Origin of the sequence: Neobacillus soli NBRC 102451 (assembly GCF_001591665.1) — a bacterium.
Taxonomy (GTDB): domain Bacteria; phylum Bacillota; class Bacilli; order Bacillales; family Cytobacillaceae; genus Neobacillus; species Neobacillus soli.
The window spans coordinates 48,129-64,804 of sequence record NZ_BCVI01000061.1 but is presented as its reverse complement, the minus strand read 5'-3'; the positions used below and the strand labels follow the sequence as shown (position 1 = coordinate 64,804).

General features: G+C 41.4%; 19 protein-coding genes. 10 read left to right on the top strand and 9 right to left on the bottom strand.

What is annotated here, in order from left to right:
• Positions 1 to 80: 80 nt before the first annotated feature.
• The 3 genes from salA to BSO02S_RS21275 form a co-directional block, all read right to left on the bottom strand.
• On the bottom strand, positions 81 to 1,136 hold the full coding sequence (gene salA / locus BSO02S_RS21285) for an iron-sulfur carrier protein/transcriptional regulator SalA (protein WP_066072437.1): 1,056 nt from the start codon (positions 1,134 to 1,136) through the stop codon (positions 81 to 83).
• Positions 1,137 to 1,369: 233 nt separating this feature from the next.
• Positions 1,370 to 2,101, bottom strand: coding sequence for an N-acetylmuramoyl-L-alanine amidase CwlD (gene cwlD / locus BSO02S_RS21280; RefSeq protein ID WP_066072431.1), 732 nt, complete (start codon positions 2,099 to 2,101; stop codon positions 1,370 to 1,372).
• A 79-nt stretch (positions 2,102 to 2,180) separates the two neighbouring features.
• Positions 2,181 to 2,624, bottom strand: a complete 444-nt coding sequence (locus tag BSO02S_RS21275) for a YbaK family protein (RefSeq protein ID WP_066072428.1) — start codon at positions 2,622 to 2,624, stop codon at positions 2,181 to 2,183.
• Between the two features lie 185 nt (positions 2,625 to 2,809).
• On the opposite strand from BSO02S_RS21275, the gene BSO02S_RS21270 reads away from it, so the two are divergent.
• The 10 genes from BSO02S_RS21270 to BSO02S_RS21225 all read left to right on the top strand — a co-directional run bounded on the left by BSO02S_RS21270 (position 2,810) and on the right by BSO02S_RS21225 (position 12,113).
• A complete protein-coding gene (locus BSO02S_RS21270) occupies positions 2,810 to 3,523 on the top strand; it encodes an SDR family NAD(P)-dependent oxidoreductase (protein WP_066072424.1) in 714 nt (237 codons plus the stop codon).
• Between the two features lie 2 nt (positions 3,524 to 3,525).
• Positions 3,526 to 4,557 (top strand): S-adenosylmethionine:tRNA ribosyltransferase-isomerase, encoded by a 1,032-nt coding sequence (locus BSO02S_RS21265; RefSeq protein ID WP_066072421.1) that lies wholly within the window; start codon positions 3,526 to 3,528, stop codon positions 4,555 to 4,557.
• A gap of 14 nt (positions 4,558 to 4,571) precedes the next feature.
• Positions 4,572 to 4,919 (top strand): VOC family protein, encoded by a 348-nt coding sequence (locus BSO02S_RS21260; RefSeq protein WP_066072420.1) that lies wholly within the window; start codon positions 4,572 to 4,574, stop codon positions 4,917 to 4,919.
• A 199-nt stretch (positions 4,920 to 5,118) separates the two neighbouring features.
• Positions 5,119 to 6,237 carry a GAF domain-containing sensor histidine kinase gene (locus tag BSO02S_RS21255; RefSeq protein WP_066072417.1) on the top strand — a complete coding sequence of 373 codons (1,119 nt, stop codon included), beginning with the start codon at positions 5,119 to 5,121 and terminating at the stop codon, positions 6,235 to 6,237.
• Positions 6,238 to 6,248: 11 nt separating this feature from the next.
• Positions 6,249 to 6,896 carry a response regulator gene (locus BSO02S_RS21250; RefSeq protein WP_066072414.1) on the top strand — a complete coding sequence of 216 codons (648 nt, stop codon included), beginning with the start codon at positions 6,249 to 6,251 and terminating at the stop codon, positions 6,894 to 6,896.
• A 203-nt stretch (positions 6,897 to 7,099) separates the two neighbouring features.
• Positions 7,100 to 7,969: a MurR/RpiR family transcriptional regulator gene (locus BSO02S_RS21245; RefSeq protein WP_066072412.1), complete on the top strand. Its 870-nt coding sequence runs from the start codon at positions 7,100 to 7,102 to the stop codon at positions 7,967 to 7,969.
• A gap of 5 nt (positions 7,970 to 7,974) precedes the next feature.
• Entirely contained in the window at positions 7,975 to 9,111 is a 1,137-nt protein-coding gene (locus BSO02S_RS21240) for an amidohydrolase (protein ID WP_066072409.1), read from the top strand.
• Positions 9,108 to 9,923 carry a GCN5 family acetyltransferase gene (locus BSO02S_RS21235; protein ID WP_066072404.1) on the top strand — a complete coding sequence of 272 codons (816 nt, stop codon included), beginning with the start codon at positions 9,108 to 9,110 and terminating at the stop codon, positions 9,921 to 9,923. Before BSO02S_RS21240 ends, BSO02S_RS21235 begins: the two co-directional genes overlap by 4 nt.
• Positions 9,920 to 11,026 (top strand): o-succinylbenzoate synthase, encoded by a 1,107-nt coding sequence (gene menC, locus BSO02S_RS21230; RefSeq protein ID WP_066072401.1) that lies wholly within the window; start codon positions 9,920 to 9,922, stop codon positions 11,024 to 11,026. Before BSO02S_RS21235 ends, menC begins: the two co-directional genes overlap by 4 nt.
• A 13-nt stretch (positions 11,027 to 11,039) precedes the next feature.
• Positions 11,040 to 12,113: a YkvI family membrane protein gene (locus tag BSO02S_RS21225; RefSeq protein ID WP_066072399.1), complete on the top strand. Its 1,074-nt coding sequence runs from the start codon at positions 11,040 to 11,042 to the stop codon at positions 12,111 to 12,113.
• Positions 12,114 to 12,215: 102 nt separating this feature from the next.
• Here BSO02S_RS21225 and rpsI read toward each other — a convergent pair whose 3' ends face one another.
• The 6 genes from rpsI to BSO02S_RS21195 all read right to left on the bottom strand — a co-directional run bounded on the left by rpsI (position 12,216) and on the right by BSO02S_RS21195 (position 16,545).
• On the bottom strand, positions 12,216 to 12,608 hold the full coding sequence (gene rpsI / locus BSO02S_RS21220; protein ID WP_066072396.1) for a 30S ribosomal protein S9: 393 nt from the start codon (positions 12,606 to 12,608) through the stop codon (positions 12,216 to 12,218).
• A 20-nt stretch (positions 12,609 to 12,628) separates the two neighbouring features.
• Complete coding sequence (gene rplM, locus BSO02S_RS21215) at positions 12,629 to 13,066, bottom strand: 50S ribosomal protein L13 (RefSeq protein ID WP_066072391.1); 438 nt, start codon at positions 13,064 to 13,066, stop codon at positions 12,629 to 12,631.
• Between the two features lie 246 nt (positions 13,067 to 13,312).
• Positions 13,313 to 14,053 (bottom strand): tRNA pseudouridine(38-40) synthase TruA, encoded by a 741-nt coding sequence (gene truA, locus BSO02S_RS21210; RefSeq protein WP_066072388.1) that lies wholly within the window; start codon positions 14,051 to 14,053, stop codon positions 13,313 to 13,315.
• A 13-nt stretch (positions 14,054 to 14,066) separates the two neighbouring features.
• Positions 14,067 to 14,864, bottom strand: a complete 798-nt coding sequence (locus BSO02S_RS21205) for an energy-coupling factor transporter transmembrane component T family protein (RefSeq protein WP_066072385.1) — start codon at positions 14,862 to 14,864, stop codon at positions 14,067 to 14,069.
• Positions 14,861 to 15,730 (bottom strand): energy-coupling factor ABC transporter ATP-binding protein, encoded by an 870-nt coding sequence (locus BSO02S_RS21200; protein WP_066072380.1) that lies wholly within the window; start codon positions 15,728 to 15,730, stop codon positions 14,861 to 14,863. The genes BSO02S_RS21205 and BSO02S_RS21200 overlap by 4 nt, the downstream gene beginning before the upstream one ends.
• A complete protein-coding gene (locus BSO02S_RS21195) occupies positions 15,706 to 16,545 on the bottom strand; it encodes an energy-coupling factor ABC transporter ATP-binding protein (protein WP_066072377.1) in 840 nt (279 codons plus the stop codon). The genes BSO02S_RS21200 and BSO02S_RS21195 overlap by 25 nt, the downstream gene beginning before the upstream one ends.
• Positions 16,546 to 16,676 lie beyond the last annotated feature (131 nt).

Genomic DNA, 16,676 nt, shown 5'->3' with positions numbered 1-16,676 from the left:
ACAATTCTCAAAGTGGAAAATTATATACTTATCTTTCAAAAAGGCCTCTTCCATTTTACATATGGAGGAGGCCATTTTAGTTATTTTTTTAGCAGGCTTGTTACTTTTTCCGCAATTTCAAGATAAATTTTTCCAATTTGATGATCTTCCTGATAAATCGATGGTGCAAAGTCTTCATCATTCCAGTCTGGCTGGTTAAGCGGAAGTCGTCCAAGTACTTCTGTATTTAATTCCTCAGCTAATTTATCACCGCCGCCTTGGCCAAATACAAATTCCTTTTCACCGGTTAGCTTACTTTCAAAATAAGCCATATTTTCAATAACACCGAGAATCTCGTGGTCCGTCTTAAGTGCCATAGCTCCCGCGCGCGCGGCAACAAAGGCTGCCGTCGGATGTGGAGTAGTGACGATAATTTCCTTACATGCAGGGAGCATGGTATGAACATCTAAGGCGACATCCCCAGTTCCTGGTGGCAAGTCTAAAAGTAAATAATCAATTTCTCCCCATTCTACTTCATTGAAGAAACTGTTTAACATTTTTCCTAACATTGGGCCGCGCCAAATTATTGGGGAATTATCTTCCACAAAAAAGCCCATGGAAATGACTTGGACGCCAAAACGTTCTACAGGGATAATCTTTTCGCCGCGGACAACTGGCCTTTTGGTAATTCCCATCATGTCCGGAACGCTAAAGCCGTAAATATCTGCATCAATCAGACCTACTCTTTTACCCAAACGTGCAAGGGCAACAGCAAGGTTGACAGATACTGTCGATTTACCCACACCGCCTTTACCGCTCGCAATCGCAATGAAGGTGGTTTCTTTGGAAGAAAGTAAATTCTTCTCTTTTGATTCAGGTTCTGCTGAGCGGTGGGCAGCTAATACTTCTTCAGATAGCTCACTGAAACGGATGCCAACCGATGCTGCTCCCGCTTCTTTTAAAAGATTAACGATCTGTGTTTGAAGCTGCAGTTGTTCAGATGTACCCGTTTTAGCGATTGCTACCTTAACGCTGACATGATTTTTTTCCTCTTTAATCTTAATTTCTTCAATTGCGTTTAATTCAGCTAATGTTTTATGTAAAAATGGTTCTTTGAGGCTGCCAAGAACCTCATGGACTCTCACTTCTGTTAACATAAAAAGCACCTCACCTTTTGAATTCGTTTCCATCTTCAAGTATATCATACCTAAACATAGAAACAGTTAACTGAATCACACAATAAACCCAGATAAAGAAAACTCGCCGATTGGCGAGCAGTTAGGCGGTTCATGAGGCGTAGTTGCACTTATGCGAAATAGGAAAGTATAAACTGCCGAAAAAAGTTTATACTTCCCTATTAGTCGAAAAAAATGGAGGGTTTCCACCTTCCTTAATCGGTTTCCTTTAATTCCTTTTCATTCGTATAATAACGGATAATTCCCTGATAAATGGAGATAGCTACTTTTTCCTGATAGGAATCCTTTTTTAAATTTTCCTTTTCAGTGGGATTTGAAAGAAAACCGACTTCTACCAAAACTCCCGGCTTTTTAGCATTTTTTAATATATAAATATTACTGATTGGTTTCGCTTTGCGGGTTGTATTTTCTAGGTTCTTGCGGAGCTCTTCTTGAATAAATTTAGCAGCCCGGGCATTTTCCTCATGATGTGGTGCATAGAAGGTTTGAGCACCGCTCCATCTTGCCGACGGAATCGCATTCAAATGGATGCTGACAAATAAGTCATTATCGCCGTTGTTGATCATTTTTAACCTTTTTTTCAGATCCTCTACTTTTCTTCGGCTATAGCCCCTTGTCCCAGGATCCGCTAAGTCTTTATCAGTTTCCCTTGTCATGATTACGAGTGCCCCTTGCTGTTGAAGATAGTCTCTGACTTTTAGCGTGATTTCTAAAGCAATGTCTTTCTCCAGCGTTTCACCTGTCCCTGCCCCGCCATCAGGTCCTCCATGACCAGGATCAAGCAAAATGATTTTTCCTGACAAAGGAAGATTCCAGTTTTTCCACGAGTCATCCTCAATAAAATCATGCTGCAGTATCAGAAATAAAACAAATAAACCGACAATAAAACTTATTATTTTCAATCTTCGCATTAACACCCAAATCATTCCTTCCCGCTCGTCCCTTGTTCAATAAACTATATGGGACAAGGAGAAAAAATAGAACAGGAAGAAAATTGGGCGGGAATTAATGAAGACGAAGTTTATGGCGCCTCTGTCCTTTTTCGTAGCCTTCTCTCCACCAGACATGGATATATTGTTCACATAGGTAATAAAGCGACTCACTCATTGTCCCTTCTTCGCCATTTCCCCAATAAAGTAAAAAGTTGTATAACGTATCAATTAAGTGTTTTTCTTCTCTAAAGCAACGCATACGCACGGCTTCTAAATCTTCCCCATGATAGCCAAACTTGCTGAATTTTGCTCCTAATAAAAAGGCCTCAAGTGCGACATCATAACATGCCTCCTCAATTCCGGTATTCATGGTAAAGCTTGAGGCAATTTTCGTTGATCCAAAATAATGCCGTACTCTTTCCTTCAATGTAGTGATCGATAAGTCCCGAAGTACGGAACGCTCGTATTTTATTTGTTTTTCCCGTCTTTTTTCTTTAAAGGTTGTAATCACAGTCACTTCATTTTCACCTCTTAGCACTAGTCTTTATCCCTCGTTCATAAGAAATGCACAGAGGCTTTTTCCAATTTTTAATATTATTTCCTCAGTCAAAAGTTGTAGGTAAAGTTCAAGCTTTTTTCTGAAGGAGGATTTGGAAGGAACCGTTATGCTTAAGACATCAAGGAATGAAGGGGAGATTTCAGATGAGTAAAAAAGTAGTGATGATCACAGGGGCTTCTAAAGGATTGGGGAGAGCATTGACACTAGCTTTTGCTAAAGAAGGGGCAAGGCTTGCGATATGTGCAAGGTCATTGGAAAGCCTGCGAAGAGTACAGGAAGAAGCGGAAGACTTTGGAGTTGAAGTTCTGGCGGTAACTGCTGATATTTCCAAGCCAAGGGATGTGGAACGATTTGTGGCGATGACAGTGGAAGCTTATGGTCAGATTGATGTCCTGATTAATAATGCGTCTATTTTAGGGCCGAGTCCAATGCCATTGCTGCTCGATTACCCTGAGGATGACTTTGCCGAGGTACTCCGGGTAAATGCGGTTTCGCCCTTTCTTGTCACGAGAAGAGTAATTCCAGGGATGCTTGAGCGCAATGTTGGATCAATTATCAACGTCACATCGGAAGCTGGTCATACCGGCTTTGCCGGCTGGGGCGCCTATGGAATTTCAAAATTTGCCGTCGAGGGCCTGACGCAAACATGGGCAGATGAATTGAGTGAAACCAATATCCGCGTCAACATGGTCGATCCGGGAGAAATGGATACAGACATGCATCAGTTAGCTGTTCCCGGTTGCGATTACCCCTTGGCTAAGCCAGAGGATGTTGTTGACATCTTTTTATATCTGGCATCGGATAAATCTGCAGGAATAAATGGTCAGCGATTTGCAGCCCAGTCAGAGGAGGTGTAACAATGGTGGCGACAAAAGCGTTGGATTTTTATCTACCAAGTAAACTAAATGCATCCCATCCCCCTGAAAAACGGGGCCTACTTAGAGATCATGTCCGCATGATGGTTCTAGACCGCGCTACAGGAGAAATCAAGCATGATCATTTCTTCCACTTGGCAGATTATCTTCAACCTGGAGATCTGGTCGTTTTAAATAATAGCCGCACCATTCCTGCCGTTATACATGCTGAATGGCGTCGGAAAACGATTCAACTAGCACAAAGGGTAGAGGTTCGATTAGCAAGGCGCCATGGTGAGGACACTTGGGAAGCACTCGTTGTGGCAAACCCTGTAAAAATGGGCGATACACTAAAATTTTCACCCGAATTGACAGCAACCGTGATAGGTGAAAAAGGAAATACTCCACTTAAAATCATTGCGTTTACGAAAAAAGGAACGGACCTATTCAATATCATCTATGCCCTTGGCGAGCCGGTACGTTATGAATATATTGAACAGCCATGGGATTTGGATTACTATCAAACGGTTTTTGCCAGCCATCCCGGTTCCGTAGAGATGCCCTCCGCTGGCAGGGCCTTCAGCTGGGAGCTGCTATTTAAATTGAAGCGCAAAAACATAAAGGTTGATTTTATCCAGCTGCATACCGGATTAAGCTTTTTGCTTGATGATAACTTCGTCCAGACACCCGAAGAGAACGAGGAAGAGTATCATATCTCGGAACGTACAATGGAAAGGATTGTTGAGGCAAAAGCATCCGGAAAAAGGGTAATTGCTGTTGGTACGACTGTGGTTAGGGCGCTTGAAACGGCAGCCATGAACGGTGTTCTGTCTGGGATGACGAATCTTTATATCAATCAACAGTATCCTTTAAAAATTGCAGATGGCATTATTACGGGTTTTCATGAACCGAAGGCAAGCCACCTCGATATGCTGTCCGCCTTTGTATCCGAACAACCTTTGCTCAAGGCCTATAACGAGGCTATCAAAGCAGGTTATTTATGGCATGAGTTTGGGGACATGAATCTCATTTTATGATTGGAGGCACTAGCATGCGTTTTCATCATTATGCTATTGAGGTGAACAATATAGAGGAATCTGTCGCTTTTTATGAAAACTACCTCGGTCTTCAGGAAGAATGCCGAATGTTTTTCATGGGGGAAGAGATTGTGTTTCTGGTTTTGGGGGATTTTAGACTGGAGTTGATTTCTGGTCAACAGAAGACCGATAAAGCTACTCATATTTGTTTTGAGGTTAGTTACCTACTTGGGGTGATGAATCGGTTGGAAGACATCTGCAAAATAGAAGGCCCTTATACACTGGAAAATGGCTGGGAGATTGTCTTCTTTGAAGGACCAGATCGGGAAGTTATTGAATTCTTACAAATTCAACCTGTTTAAGTAATCGCGGCGACATTAAGGGGCTTATTAAAGACATTTTATCTGCTTACCCACTGAGTTTTGTCCTTAAGTGCATATATTTGCCGTTTAAAATTCAGTTGAAAAGGAAAATTACGTTTTAATCTCCAATAACAGGAGTCTGAAAATTGTAAATAAGCTATAATAACAGGAGATACAACACGCTGGAGGAGAAACTGGAATGTCTGTTAAGGCAAGATATGAGGAAATCGGCATATTAAAGGAAATCGCTGAGCTTTTAAATGAAGGAACAGACACAAAGGCCGTATTGTCTGGTGTTTTAAAAAGGCTTCTTCATGTGACCGGCCTGCAAATAGGCTGGATTTTCTTAATCGATGAAAATGGTATCCATCAGCTCACAGCAGATGAAGCCCTTCCGCCCGCATTGGCAAGTAACGATAAACAAAGAATGTGCCAGGGCAAGTGCTGGTGCGTGAATAAATACAACAATCAACAACTAAATAAAGCATCTAATATTATGGAATGTAAACGAATTGAAGATGCTCTTGAAGAGAAGGCTGGAGATACTTGCGGCCTGACCCATCATGCGACTGTCCCGCTCCGAGCAGGACAGGAACGGTTCGGTATCTTAAATGTAGGCGCGCCAAACAAAACTCATTTTCAAAAAAATGAACTTGCCCTGCTCGAAGCAGTTGCCTTTCAAATCGGAACCGCATTGAAACGAATCAAACTGACCCAGCGGGAACAAGAGACAGCACTTGTGGCCGAGCGAAACCGGCTTGCAAGGGATCTTCACGATTCCGTTAATCAGCTGTTATTTTCCCTAAGCCTTACCGCAAGAGCCGGCGTTGAAATGACAGAAAATGAAGAGGTAAAACAAACATTCAGCTATATTCAGGACCTGTCCCAGGAGGCTCTTGGGGAAATGCGAGCATTAATCTGGCAGCTTCGGCCGCTGGGACTGGAAAATGGAGTAGTAAGTGCCCTGAGAAGTTATGCCGATATGCTCGGTCTATCCATTGAAACAAAGGTGACAGGAGTAGCCAGCATTCCTGGAAAAGTGGAAGAAGCGTTGTGGCGAATCGGGCAAGAGGCACTGGCCAATTGTAAAAAGCATTCCCAGGCCACAGCCGCAGTTCTATTTTTCCATGCTTCCAAAGATCGAGTACAGATGACCATCAAGGATGCGGGCTGTGGCTTCCATTATAGAGAAAATCTCGAAATTCCCTCATTGGGATTAAAAAGTATGAAAACACGAACAGAAGCGTTAAATGGAACTTTTTATTTAAAAAGTAAACTAGGAGGCGGAACAGAGATACAGATCCACATTCCGTTTTAGGGGGAAAGCTAATGAGTATTCGAATATTAATCGCAGACGACCACCATGTTGTCAGAAGAGGCCTAGTCTTTTTTTTAAAAACCCAAAAAGGCCTTGATATTATTGGAGAAGCCGCAAATGGAAAAGAAGCCGTTGAATTGGCAAAATCACTCGACCCCGATTTAATTCTCATGGATTTGGTAATGCCTGAAATGGACGGAATCCAGGCAACAAGAATCATTAAAATGGAGCGGCCTAACATCAAAATTTTGATGTTGACCAGCTTTTCCGATCAAGATCATGTCATCCCCGCCCTCGAAGCAGGAGCTTCCGGATTCCAGTTAAAAGACATCCAGCCTGATGAACTAGTCGCATCGATCAAAAAAATCATCAGCGGAGAAAACCAGCTTCACCCAAAAGCTACTTCGCATTTACTGGCCAATTTGTCCAATAAAAGCAAACCCAGAAAACTAGAAGACTTAACGAGAAGAGAGTTGGATGTGTTAAAAGAAATTGCTAAAGGGAAAAGCAATAAAGAAATCGCCTCCTCCCTTTTCATAACCGAAAAGACCGTTAAAACTCACGTTTCTAACCTGTTGTCAAAACTCGAGCTGGCCGACCGAACACAAGCCGCGCTTTATGCAGTGAAAAATCAACTAGTGAACCAAAATGATAAGTAACTAAGTTCCCTTAGACTAAGTCTAAAGGGAACTTTTTTTTCCTCATTCATGACACCATTAAATAGGGTTTATAACTGATATAAAATGATTCTAAAGCTAATATAAATTTCTGAATATTCATTGTTCCAATATCCAATTTGTGATATCTTTTTAAAAAGGAAGGCTAAACTTCATTAATTTCATAATAAAAGGGAGGACTTCTTTTGGAAGGAATTCAAACAATCAAAGAAACAATTGAGAAGTGTTTTAATCATCTCTCAAAGTCGCAGCAAAAAGTAGCGAACTTTGTGTTAAATAACCCTACATTTGTCAGTGTACACTCAGCTGCGGAAGTTGGTGAGAAAGCCGGGACAAGTGAGACGACCGTTATTCGTTTCTGTTATGCACTTGGGCTCGAAGGATATGCACAGCTGCAAAAGGAAATTACTCTATTTGTTTTTAACCATGCAACTGTCAGTTCGCTGGGTAATTACGTTTCCTCTAAAAGGGAGCTTTTCAATGACCAGTGCCTCGTGGAAAAAGGAATGAACAAAGATAGCTCTAGAATTATCAGAATTGCCGGACAGGTTGATAAAAAGTTATTTAGTGAGGCCACACGTAAATTACATGAGGCAAAAAATATTTACATTGTTGGTGCAGGTGCATCCCTTTTTGGTGCACAGTGGCTGCATTTTACGCTGAATATTCTTCGGCCGAATGTGAAGCTTGTTCAAACTCAAACATCAGAATTAATTCGTACATTGCAAGAAATAGATAAACAATCCGTAGTCATCTTGATTTCATTACACAGGTACTTTAAAGAGCCTATTCAAATTGCTGAGACACTTCATGAGCGTGGTATAACGGTCATAGCCATTACTGATTCGAGGCTGGCTCCTATCCACAAGCATTGTTCGTACTCTTTTATATTAGAACAATCTGTGCTTTCCACCATTGATCTTATGCCGTCACTTATTTCGTTTCTTAATATTTTTGTAACAGGAATGATGACATACGATCCAGATTACTACAATAGCCAGCGTGTTAAGTACGACGATTATAAAAATAGCTTTATTGCAGATCGGTGGAGTTAATACAGATGCAAGAACAACAATTAGCAGAACGTTTACAAACGATTTTTGACCAATTGCATAGGAATCCTGAAGTTAGCTGGGGCGAAGTTGAAACAACTGCGTATGTGGCAGACTTTCTCCGAAAAGAAGGTTTTGAACCTCATACATTTGAGAATATGACTGGTCTATTTGTAGACATTGGGGAAGGAACTCCTAAAGTAGGATTCCGTACAGATATGGACGCACTCTGGCAAGAAGTGGACGGCCAATTCCGTGCTAATCATTCATGTGGACATGACGGACACATGACGATGGCACTTGGTACAATCCTTTTATTAAAAGAGCTGGTCCCCACACTTACTGGAGCAGTTCGAATTATTTTCCAACCAGCGGAGGAAAAAGCACAAGGGGCAAAGGCTCTTGTCGAGCAAGGAGTTGTTGACCCGCTTACATTTTTATTCGGCATACATGTAAGACCGGTATTTGAACTACTAGACGGAGCATATGCTCCAGCGTTATATCATGGAGCGGCAAAGCTTTTAACTGGAACAATTAATGGTGTTGAAGCACACGGAGCCCGACCTGAGAAAGGTGTGAACGCCATCGAGGCAGCGGCAACATTATGTGACGGATTAAAACGAATATGGATTAGCCCTGCTCAGTCAGCTTCTATTAAAATGACGCAGCTTCATGCCGGCGGGACAGCAACGAATGTTATTCCAGGTAAAGCAACCTTTAGTATTGATGCACGGGCCCAAAATAATGAAACAATGGAGGCTTTAACAAAAGGATTTGAAAAGGTTGTTGCAGCAGTAAGTACAATGTACGGCATATCAATCGATTATCAGGTGGATGCTCACATTGCAGCGGCTCAAGTTGATGATAGGGCAAAAGGGATTATGCAGCAAGCGATTATTGATGTGGCAGGTAAAGAAAACTTAGCACCGGAAATTGTCACACCTGGAGGAGAGGATTTTCACTTTTACGCCTATACAAGACCACACCTGCAAACAACGATGCTTGGGCTTGGCTGCGGTGTGACACCAGGATTACATCATCCACAGATGACATTTAACCAAAAACAATTGCCAATTGGTGCGCAAATTATTACTAAAGCATTAATGCTGGCATTACAACAAGTAGAAAGAAGCGAATATCAATGATTGAAATTCGAGAACTGAAAACAATTAATGAAATGGAGCAAATTCAAGAGCTAGAATTCAAGGTATGGGGAACACAAGCGATTCCGACACATCAGACATTAACAGCAGTAAAAAACGGAGGCATTATGGTAGGTGCCTTTACCAGAGAGTGTTTAATCGGTTTTAGCTATGGTTTTGCAGGCTTCCGTGATGGAAAAAGCTATTTATGCTCACATATGCTTGGTATTGACGAGGCATACCGCTCACAAGGCATTGGTGAAAAACTAAAACTCACGCAGCGTGAAATTGCGATTGTAAAAGGCTTTGACTTAATGAAATGGACATTCGATCCACTCGAAACTCGAAACGGTTATTTAAACTTAACCAAACTTAATGGTATTTGTGACACCTATATAGAAAATTGCTACGGAGAAATGCAAAACGTCTTCAATCAAGGATTACCCTCTGATCGTTTCGAACTACATTGGCATTTGACGAGTCCTTATGTTGTTAAAAAACATGTACCAAAAATTGAACGGACAGCTACCTTAAGTACTCTTACACTTAACAAAGCTGGCTTTCCCATCTTCGTTGCAGGCAAGGACCAAAAACTAGATCAACCTGCTTATTCAGTGGCGGTACCTAAAGACTTTCAATCCTTAAAAGCCACGAACCAAGAACTTGCCATGGATTGGCGTTTGCAGACACGCATACAGTTCCAACGCTTATTTAATGCAGGGTACGCCGTTGTTCGATTACAGCCGGATGAAACCTACAATGAGTATATTATGGTAAAAAAAGAAATGTTATCACTTGGAGGAGAACCACAATGAAAATTACAGAAATAACAATCCGTCATTTAAAAATGAAATTAAATGCACCATTCACCACCAGCTTTGGGACATTTACTGATAAAGACTTTCTATTACTGGAAGCAAAAGATGAAGACGGCACAATTGGCTGGGGTGAATCAGTTGCATTCCATTCACCTTGGTATAACGAAGAAACATTACAAACGAATTGGCATATGCTAGAAGATTTTTTAATTCCGATCATATTAAATAAAGATTTAAAACATCCTGATGAAGTAAGTGAACTGTTTGCCCCAATTCGCAAAAATAATATGGCAAAGTCTACAATTGAAGGCGCCGTTTGGGATATTTATGCCCAACAAACCAATCAAACCCTTGCTTCAGCACTTGGCGGTCACAAGAACAAAATTGAGGTTGGGATTAGTATCGGCATTCAAAAATCAATTGATGACTTAGTATTATTAGTTGATGAATATGTGAAGGAAGGCTACAAACGAATTAAAGTGAAAATTAAGCCGGGTTGGGATGTAGATGTAATGCGTACATTACGGGAGAAATTCCTGGACGTTGCCATAATGGCGGATGCAAATTCGGCATATCGTTTAGAGGATGCAGAAACTTTAAAACAGCTTGATGCTTTTGACCTGACAATGATTGAACAGCCTTTAGCATCAGATGACATAATTGATCATGCACAGCTGCAAAAAATGCTAAAAACGCCAATTTGCCTAGACGAAAGTATCCATTCTGTGGAGGATGCCCGTAAAGCGGTAGAACTCGGCAGTACAAAGATCATTAATATTAAAATTGGCCGGGTCGGTGGATTAACAGAAGCGAAAAAAATCCATGATTACTGTGAAGCAAATGGCATTCCGGTATGGTGCGGCGGCATGCTGGAATCGGGTATCGGCCGGGCACATAATGTAGCATTAACAACCTTATCAAACTTTATTTTACCCGGGGATACTGCCGGCTCAAGCCGTTACTGGGAAAAAGATATTATCGAGCCTGAGGTTATTGTAGAAAATGGATTTATTAAAGTGCCTCAAACGGCGGGAATTGGTTATGCAGTCGATAGGGAAGCAGTGAAATCATTTACAGCAGCTAAGAAACATTACAAATAAAGGAGGGAAATGAATGAAGAAAAGTTTACAAATCGGTAGTGCTTTTGTCGGACTGATTGTTGGGGCTGGCTTCGCTTCAGGGCAGGAAATTATGCAGTATTTTACAAACTTTGGGGTTTGGGGAACTGTTGGAGGAGTGATTGCTGCTATAGCATTCGCCTTTTTAGGCTACACATTGGCACAGTTGGGCTCAGATCTACAAACATCCTCACATAAGGAGGTTATTTATTATATCGGTGGCCGTTATGTCGGATTTATTTTAGACGTATTAATTACTTTCTTTTTATTCGGTGTCGCCGTAGTCATGTTCGCCGGTTCAGGTTCGACTTTCCATCAAATGTTCGGTATCAATCCATTGATTGGCAGCTTGATTATGGTAGCTGCCACCCTCTTCACTTTATTATTAAACGTAAAAAATATTATTAATTTAATTGCAATGGTGACGCCTTATTTAATGGTTATCATTTTCATTATATTAATTTATTCTATCTTCACAATGGATATATCATTGTCTGAGGCAAATACGTTAGCAAAAGAACAAAGTCCTGCAGCATCAAACTGGGTTTTAGGCGTGTTGTTATATGTATCCTATAATCTCGCTGCAGGTGCAGCATTATTAATTGTTATGGGCGGAACAATTAAAGATCGTAAAGTTGCGGGTATGGGCGGTATTCTTGGTGGCATTATGCTTGGGGCGCTAATTATTTTAATTAATATCGCCATGTTTGTAAAAATCGATGTTGTGGGCGGAGCTGATATGCCAACGCTTAAACTTGCTGCGCAAATTCACCCAGTAGTCGGCATCCTAATGGCTATTGCACTTCTTGGTATGATGTACAACACTGCGGTTGGTATGTTCTACGCGTTTACCGTTCGTTTCATTAAACCAGAAAGTAAATCATTTAAACCAGCTGTTGTTATAATTGGCCTGCTTGGACTCGGTGCAAGCCTGGTAGGATTCACAACATTAGTTGGTAAGGTATACTCCACTATGGGATATTTGGGGTTTGCCTTAATCATTGCCATATTAATTGCATGGGCAGGTAAAGGGAAAAGAGAAAGGTCTGAGGTTACAGAAAATTATTAATAAAAGGGCTTGGTTCTAGTTCACTAGAAGCCAAGCCTTTTTTTCAGGATATAAAAAAGACCCCCAAACCAAAGGGTTTGAGAGTCTCCAAAAAGCCAAAGATTAACGTTTTGAGAACTGAGGCGCACGACGAGCACCTTTAAGACCGTATTTTTTACGTTCTTTCATACGTGCATCACGAGTTAATAATCCAGCACTCTTTAATGTAGGACGATATTCTGGATTAGCTTGAAGTAATGCGCGAGCAATACCGTGGCGGATTGCGCCAGCTTGACCAGTGTATCCACCGCCAGTTACGTTTACAAGAACATCATAGCTGCCAACTGTTTCAGTTGCTACTAATGGTTGTCTTACAACAACACGTAACGCTTCAAATGGGATATAATCTTCGATGTCACGACCATTAACTACAATTTTACCTGTGCCTGGAACCATGCGCACACGTGCGACAGAGCTCTTACGGCGACCAGTACCAATATATTGAACTTGTGCCAAGTTAATTCCCTCCCTTTATATTATCCGCGAAGTTCGTAAACTTCTGGTTTTTGTGCTTGGTGCGCATGTTCAGCGCCAGCATATACATGTAATTTTTTAAATATTTGACGACCAAGAGAATTCTTTGGAAGCATGCCTTTAACAGCAAGCTCAATCATCTTCTCAGGATAGTTAGTACGCATTTCAAGAGCTGTTCTTTGTTTTAAACCACCTGGGTGCATTGTGTGACGATAGTAAATCTTGTCAGTCAATTTTTTACCAGTTAGTTCTACTTTAGATGCGTTAAGAATGATTACATTATCACCAGTGTCAACATGTGGTGTAAAAGTTGGTTTGTTTTTACCACGTAGGATTGATGCTACTTCAGAAGCAAGACGACCAAGAGTTTTGCCTTCTGCATCAATCACGTACCATTTACGCTCGATATTGTTGGCATTTGCCATAAACGTTGTACGCATGAGTTTCCCTCCTAATTAAATCCATTAAAGATTATTGTCTTCGCACGAATATATAAGCAGTTGACGGATCCATTCTGTTCCGGGAATGAGTGTCTATGCCCTTGTGCGCTTAAGTTTCAGTTCATATATTTTTAATCACGATGAAGACTTTCCGGGGCTTTATCGTGGGGATAAAATACACACATATAATATAATAAATCCTTCACGTCCATATGTCAAGAAAATGTTACACCAGGTTAGGTTGTTTTAATAAAAGACTTCCCAAAGGTACAATCCATGACCAGGAACTGTCTTCCCGGCAAAGCGCCTGTCTTTCTTTTCTAAAATAGCAGGGATTTCTTCAGGCCTGCGTTCTCCTGACCCAACCTCTAATAAAGTTCCTACCAGAATGCGGACCATATTATACAAAAAGCCATTCCCTACAAAACGAAAAGTAAGGAGATCATCCTCGATAATAATATCTATCGTTTCAATTGTTCGAACCTTATCTAAAACATCCGTCTTTGCTGAACAAAAACTCGTAAAGTCATGGGGCCCGCCTAAGAAATAGCGACTTGCCTCCCGCATTGCACCGATATTTAAAGGGTAAGGGTACTGATAGGCAAATTTCCTTTGAAAAGGATCCCTTTCAGAGGATAACCGAAGTACATAACGGTATTCCTTCCCTACGGCATCAAAACGGGCATGAAAGGATTTAGCCGCCTTTTCAACTGAAAGCACAGAAATATCTTCAGGCAGCATTGAATTCAAGGCATACTTCCACCTTTGTTCAGGAATTAAAAGCGGTGAATCAAAGTGGATAACCTGCCCCTTCGCATGGACACCCGCATCCGTACGGCCAGAGGCAGACACTTTAATCGTACCACCCTTATGCATTTTTGATAAAACAGCTTCCAGTTCGATTTGCACGGTCCGTTTATTTGGCTGCACTTGATAACCGGAAAAGCCCGAGCCATCATAGGATATAATGCATTTATACCTTTGCATAGTTTTGCTCCATTTATGAACGTAATAAATATAATAATATAGTTAAAAGAATCAACAGCCCAATCTGGAAAGAATCTGCCCTCTGCCAGGATAATTGCCGGTATTTCGTTCTACCTTCGCCGCCGCGATAGCCTCTTGCTTCCATAGCAATTGCCAGCTCTTCGGCCCTTTTAAAGGAGCTGACAAACAAAGGAATGAGCAGCGGTATGACCGCCTTAATTCGCTCCTTAAAGGGACCACTCGCAAATTCAACACCCCTGGCAATCTGGGCTTTCATAATCTTGTCTGTTTCCTGCATTAGCGTTGGAATAAATCGCAAAGATATTGACATCATTAAGGCCATTTCATGGACGGGAAAACGAACCTTTTTTAACGGATGTAATAGTGTTTCAAGTCCATCAGTTATCTCGATTGGAGTAGTTGTTAGCGTCAATAATGATGTCATTAAAATGAGAAAGAAGAATCTCAGCGAGATAAAAATCCCCATCCTTACTCCTTCTTCATAAATCTTGACCGGACCCCATTCAAACAACAGGGCACCTTCCTTTGTGAAAAACAACTGAAGCACTAAGGTAAACAAAACAAGCCATAAAACCGGTTTCAGTCCGCCATAAAGAAAGCGAACCGGGACCTTTGAGAGTCCAAGCATGAAAAAGGTATAAATACCGATAAGTGCATAGGTTACTACATTGTTCGCTAAAAAAATGATACAAACAAATAGGAATATGATCATTAATTTTGAGCGCGGGTCCATCTTATGAATAATGGAATCCGCCGGTACGTAGCGGCCAAAAATCATTTTCTCCATCATGAGCGGACACCTCTGCTTAATTGGTCTGTTACGGCAGAAGATAACTCATCAATCGTTAGGTGGATTTTCTCTAATTTCATACCCATTTTCTCCTCAAGCTTGAGCTGAAAACGAACAACCTCAGGGACATCCAATCCCATTTGAACCAATTCTGTCGGGGCAGAGAAAATTTCCTCCGGTGTACCCTTTTTGACCACCTTGCCCTGCTGCATAATCACAATTTGATCAGCATATCTTGCTGCATCCTCCATACTGTGTGTGACGAGGATGGTAGAAAGGTTTCTATCCTTATGAAGAGCGTAGAACATATCCATAACTTCTTTACGACCACGCGGATCGAGTCCTGCTGTAGGCTCGTCCAAGACGAGGACATCGGGCTCCATGGCAAGTACCCCAGCAATCGCGACACGTCGCATTTGTCCCCCTGAGAGGTCAAATGGTGATTTTTCTAAGATCTCTTCGCCCAGACCAACCTGTTTCAGAGCAATTCGTGCCCTTTTCTTTGCTTCTATTTCAGAAACGCCAAAATTTAGCGGACCAAAAATAATATCCTTTTCAACTGTTTCTTCAAATAATTGATGTTCAGGAAATTGAAAGACAATCCCGACCCTTTGACGGACTTTCTTTAAGTTCTTATTTTTCTGCCCGCCTTTAATTTCATGTTCGCCAATCTTTACGGTTCCTTTTGATGGCTGCAACAGGGCATTTAAATGCTGCAGGACTGTTGATTTACCCGAACCGGTATGGCCGATAATGGCCATATATATGCCTGTCGGAATTTCAATCGATACATCCTCAATCGCCAGACTTTCAAAAGGAGTGTTTGCTTGATAACGGTACTCTACATGTTGCAGCGAGATGTCCATAGCTCTGTCACCAACTCTTCTTCCGATAAATAATGCTTAGAAAGTTCAATTCCTTTTTGGCGAAACGCTTTACTCATTTTTACCGAGAAGGGAATATCCAATCCTAACTGAATCAATTGTTCATCCATCGAGAAAATCTCTTCTGGAGTTCCTTCGCGAAAAACTTCCCCTTTGTTCATAACAATTATGCGGTCTGCTTTTGCCGCCTCTTCAAGGTCATGTGTAATCGAGATGACCGTTAAAGACTTCTCTTCTTTTAAAAGTCTAACAGTTTCAACTACTTCCTCACGGCCTCTTGGATCAAGCATCGATGTTGCTTCATCAAGGATAATGATTGACGGTCGTAAAGCCAGGACACCAGCAATCGCTACCCGCTGCTTCTGTCCACCTGAAAGATGGTGGGGCTCTTGATGTAGAAATTTATCCATCTTTACTTTTCTTAATGAATCCTCGACCCTTTGAACCATTTCTTCTCTAGGTATGCCATTATTTTCTAAACCAAAAGCCACATCATCCTGTACCGTTGTGCCAACAAACTGGTTATCAGGATTTTGAAAAACCATTCCGATTTTTCTGCGGATATCCCAGATAGACTCTTCGCTCAGCAATGTACCACACACAGTTATTTCGCCTTCCTGTGGAAATTGCAAGCCATTCAAAAGCTTTGCCATCGTAGATTTACCGGAGCCATTATGCCCGACAATTGCCAGCCATTCCCCTTCATAAATATTAAAGCTTACATTATTTAGTGCATACCGTTCCTGCAAATCGTACTGAAAGGAAACTTCCTTGAGCGTTACAATTGACTCTTTCATTGTCTAATTCCTCCCCTCGGCTAACCTGTACTCAGCTCATGTTTTTTTATACTATTTGCGAAGCTATGCCCCTTTTCCATATAAAAAAAAGCCTGCACCTCGTCCCTGGGCAGCACGCGTTTACGCTGCGA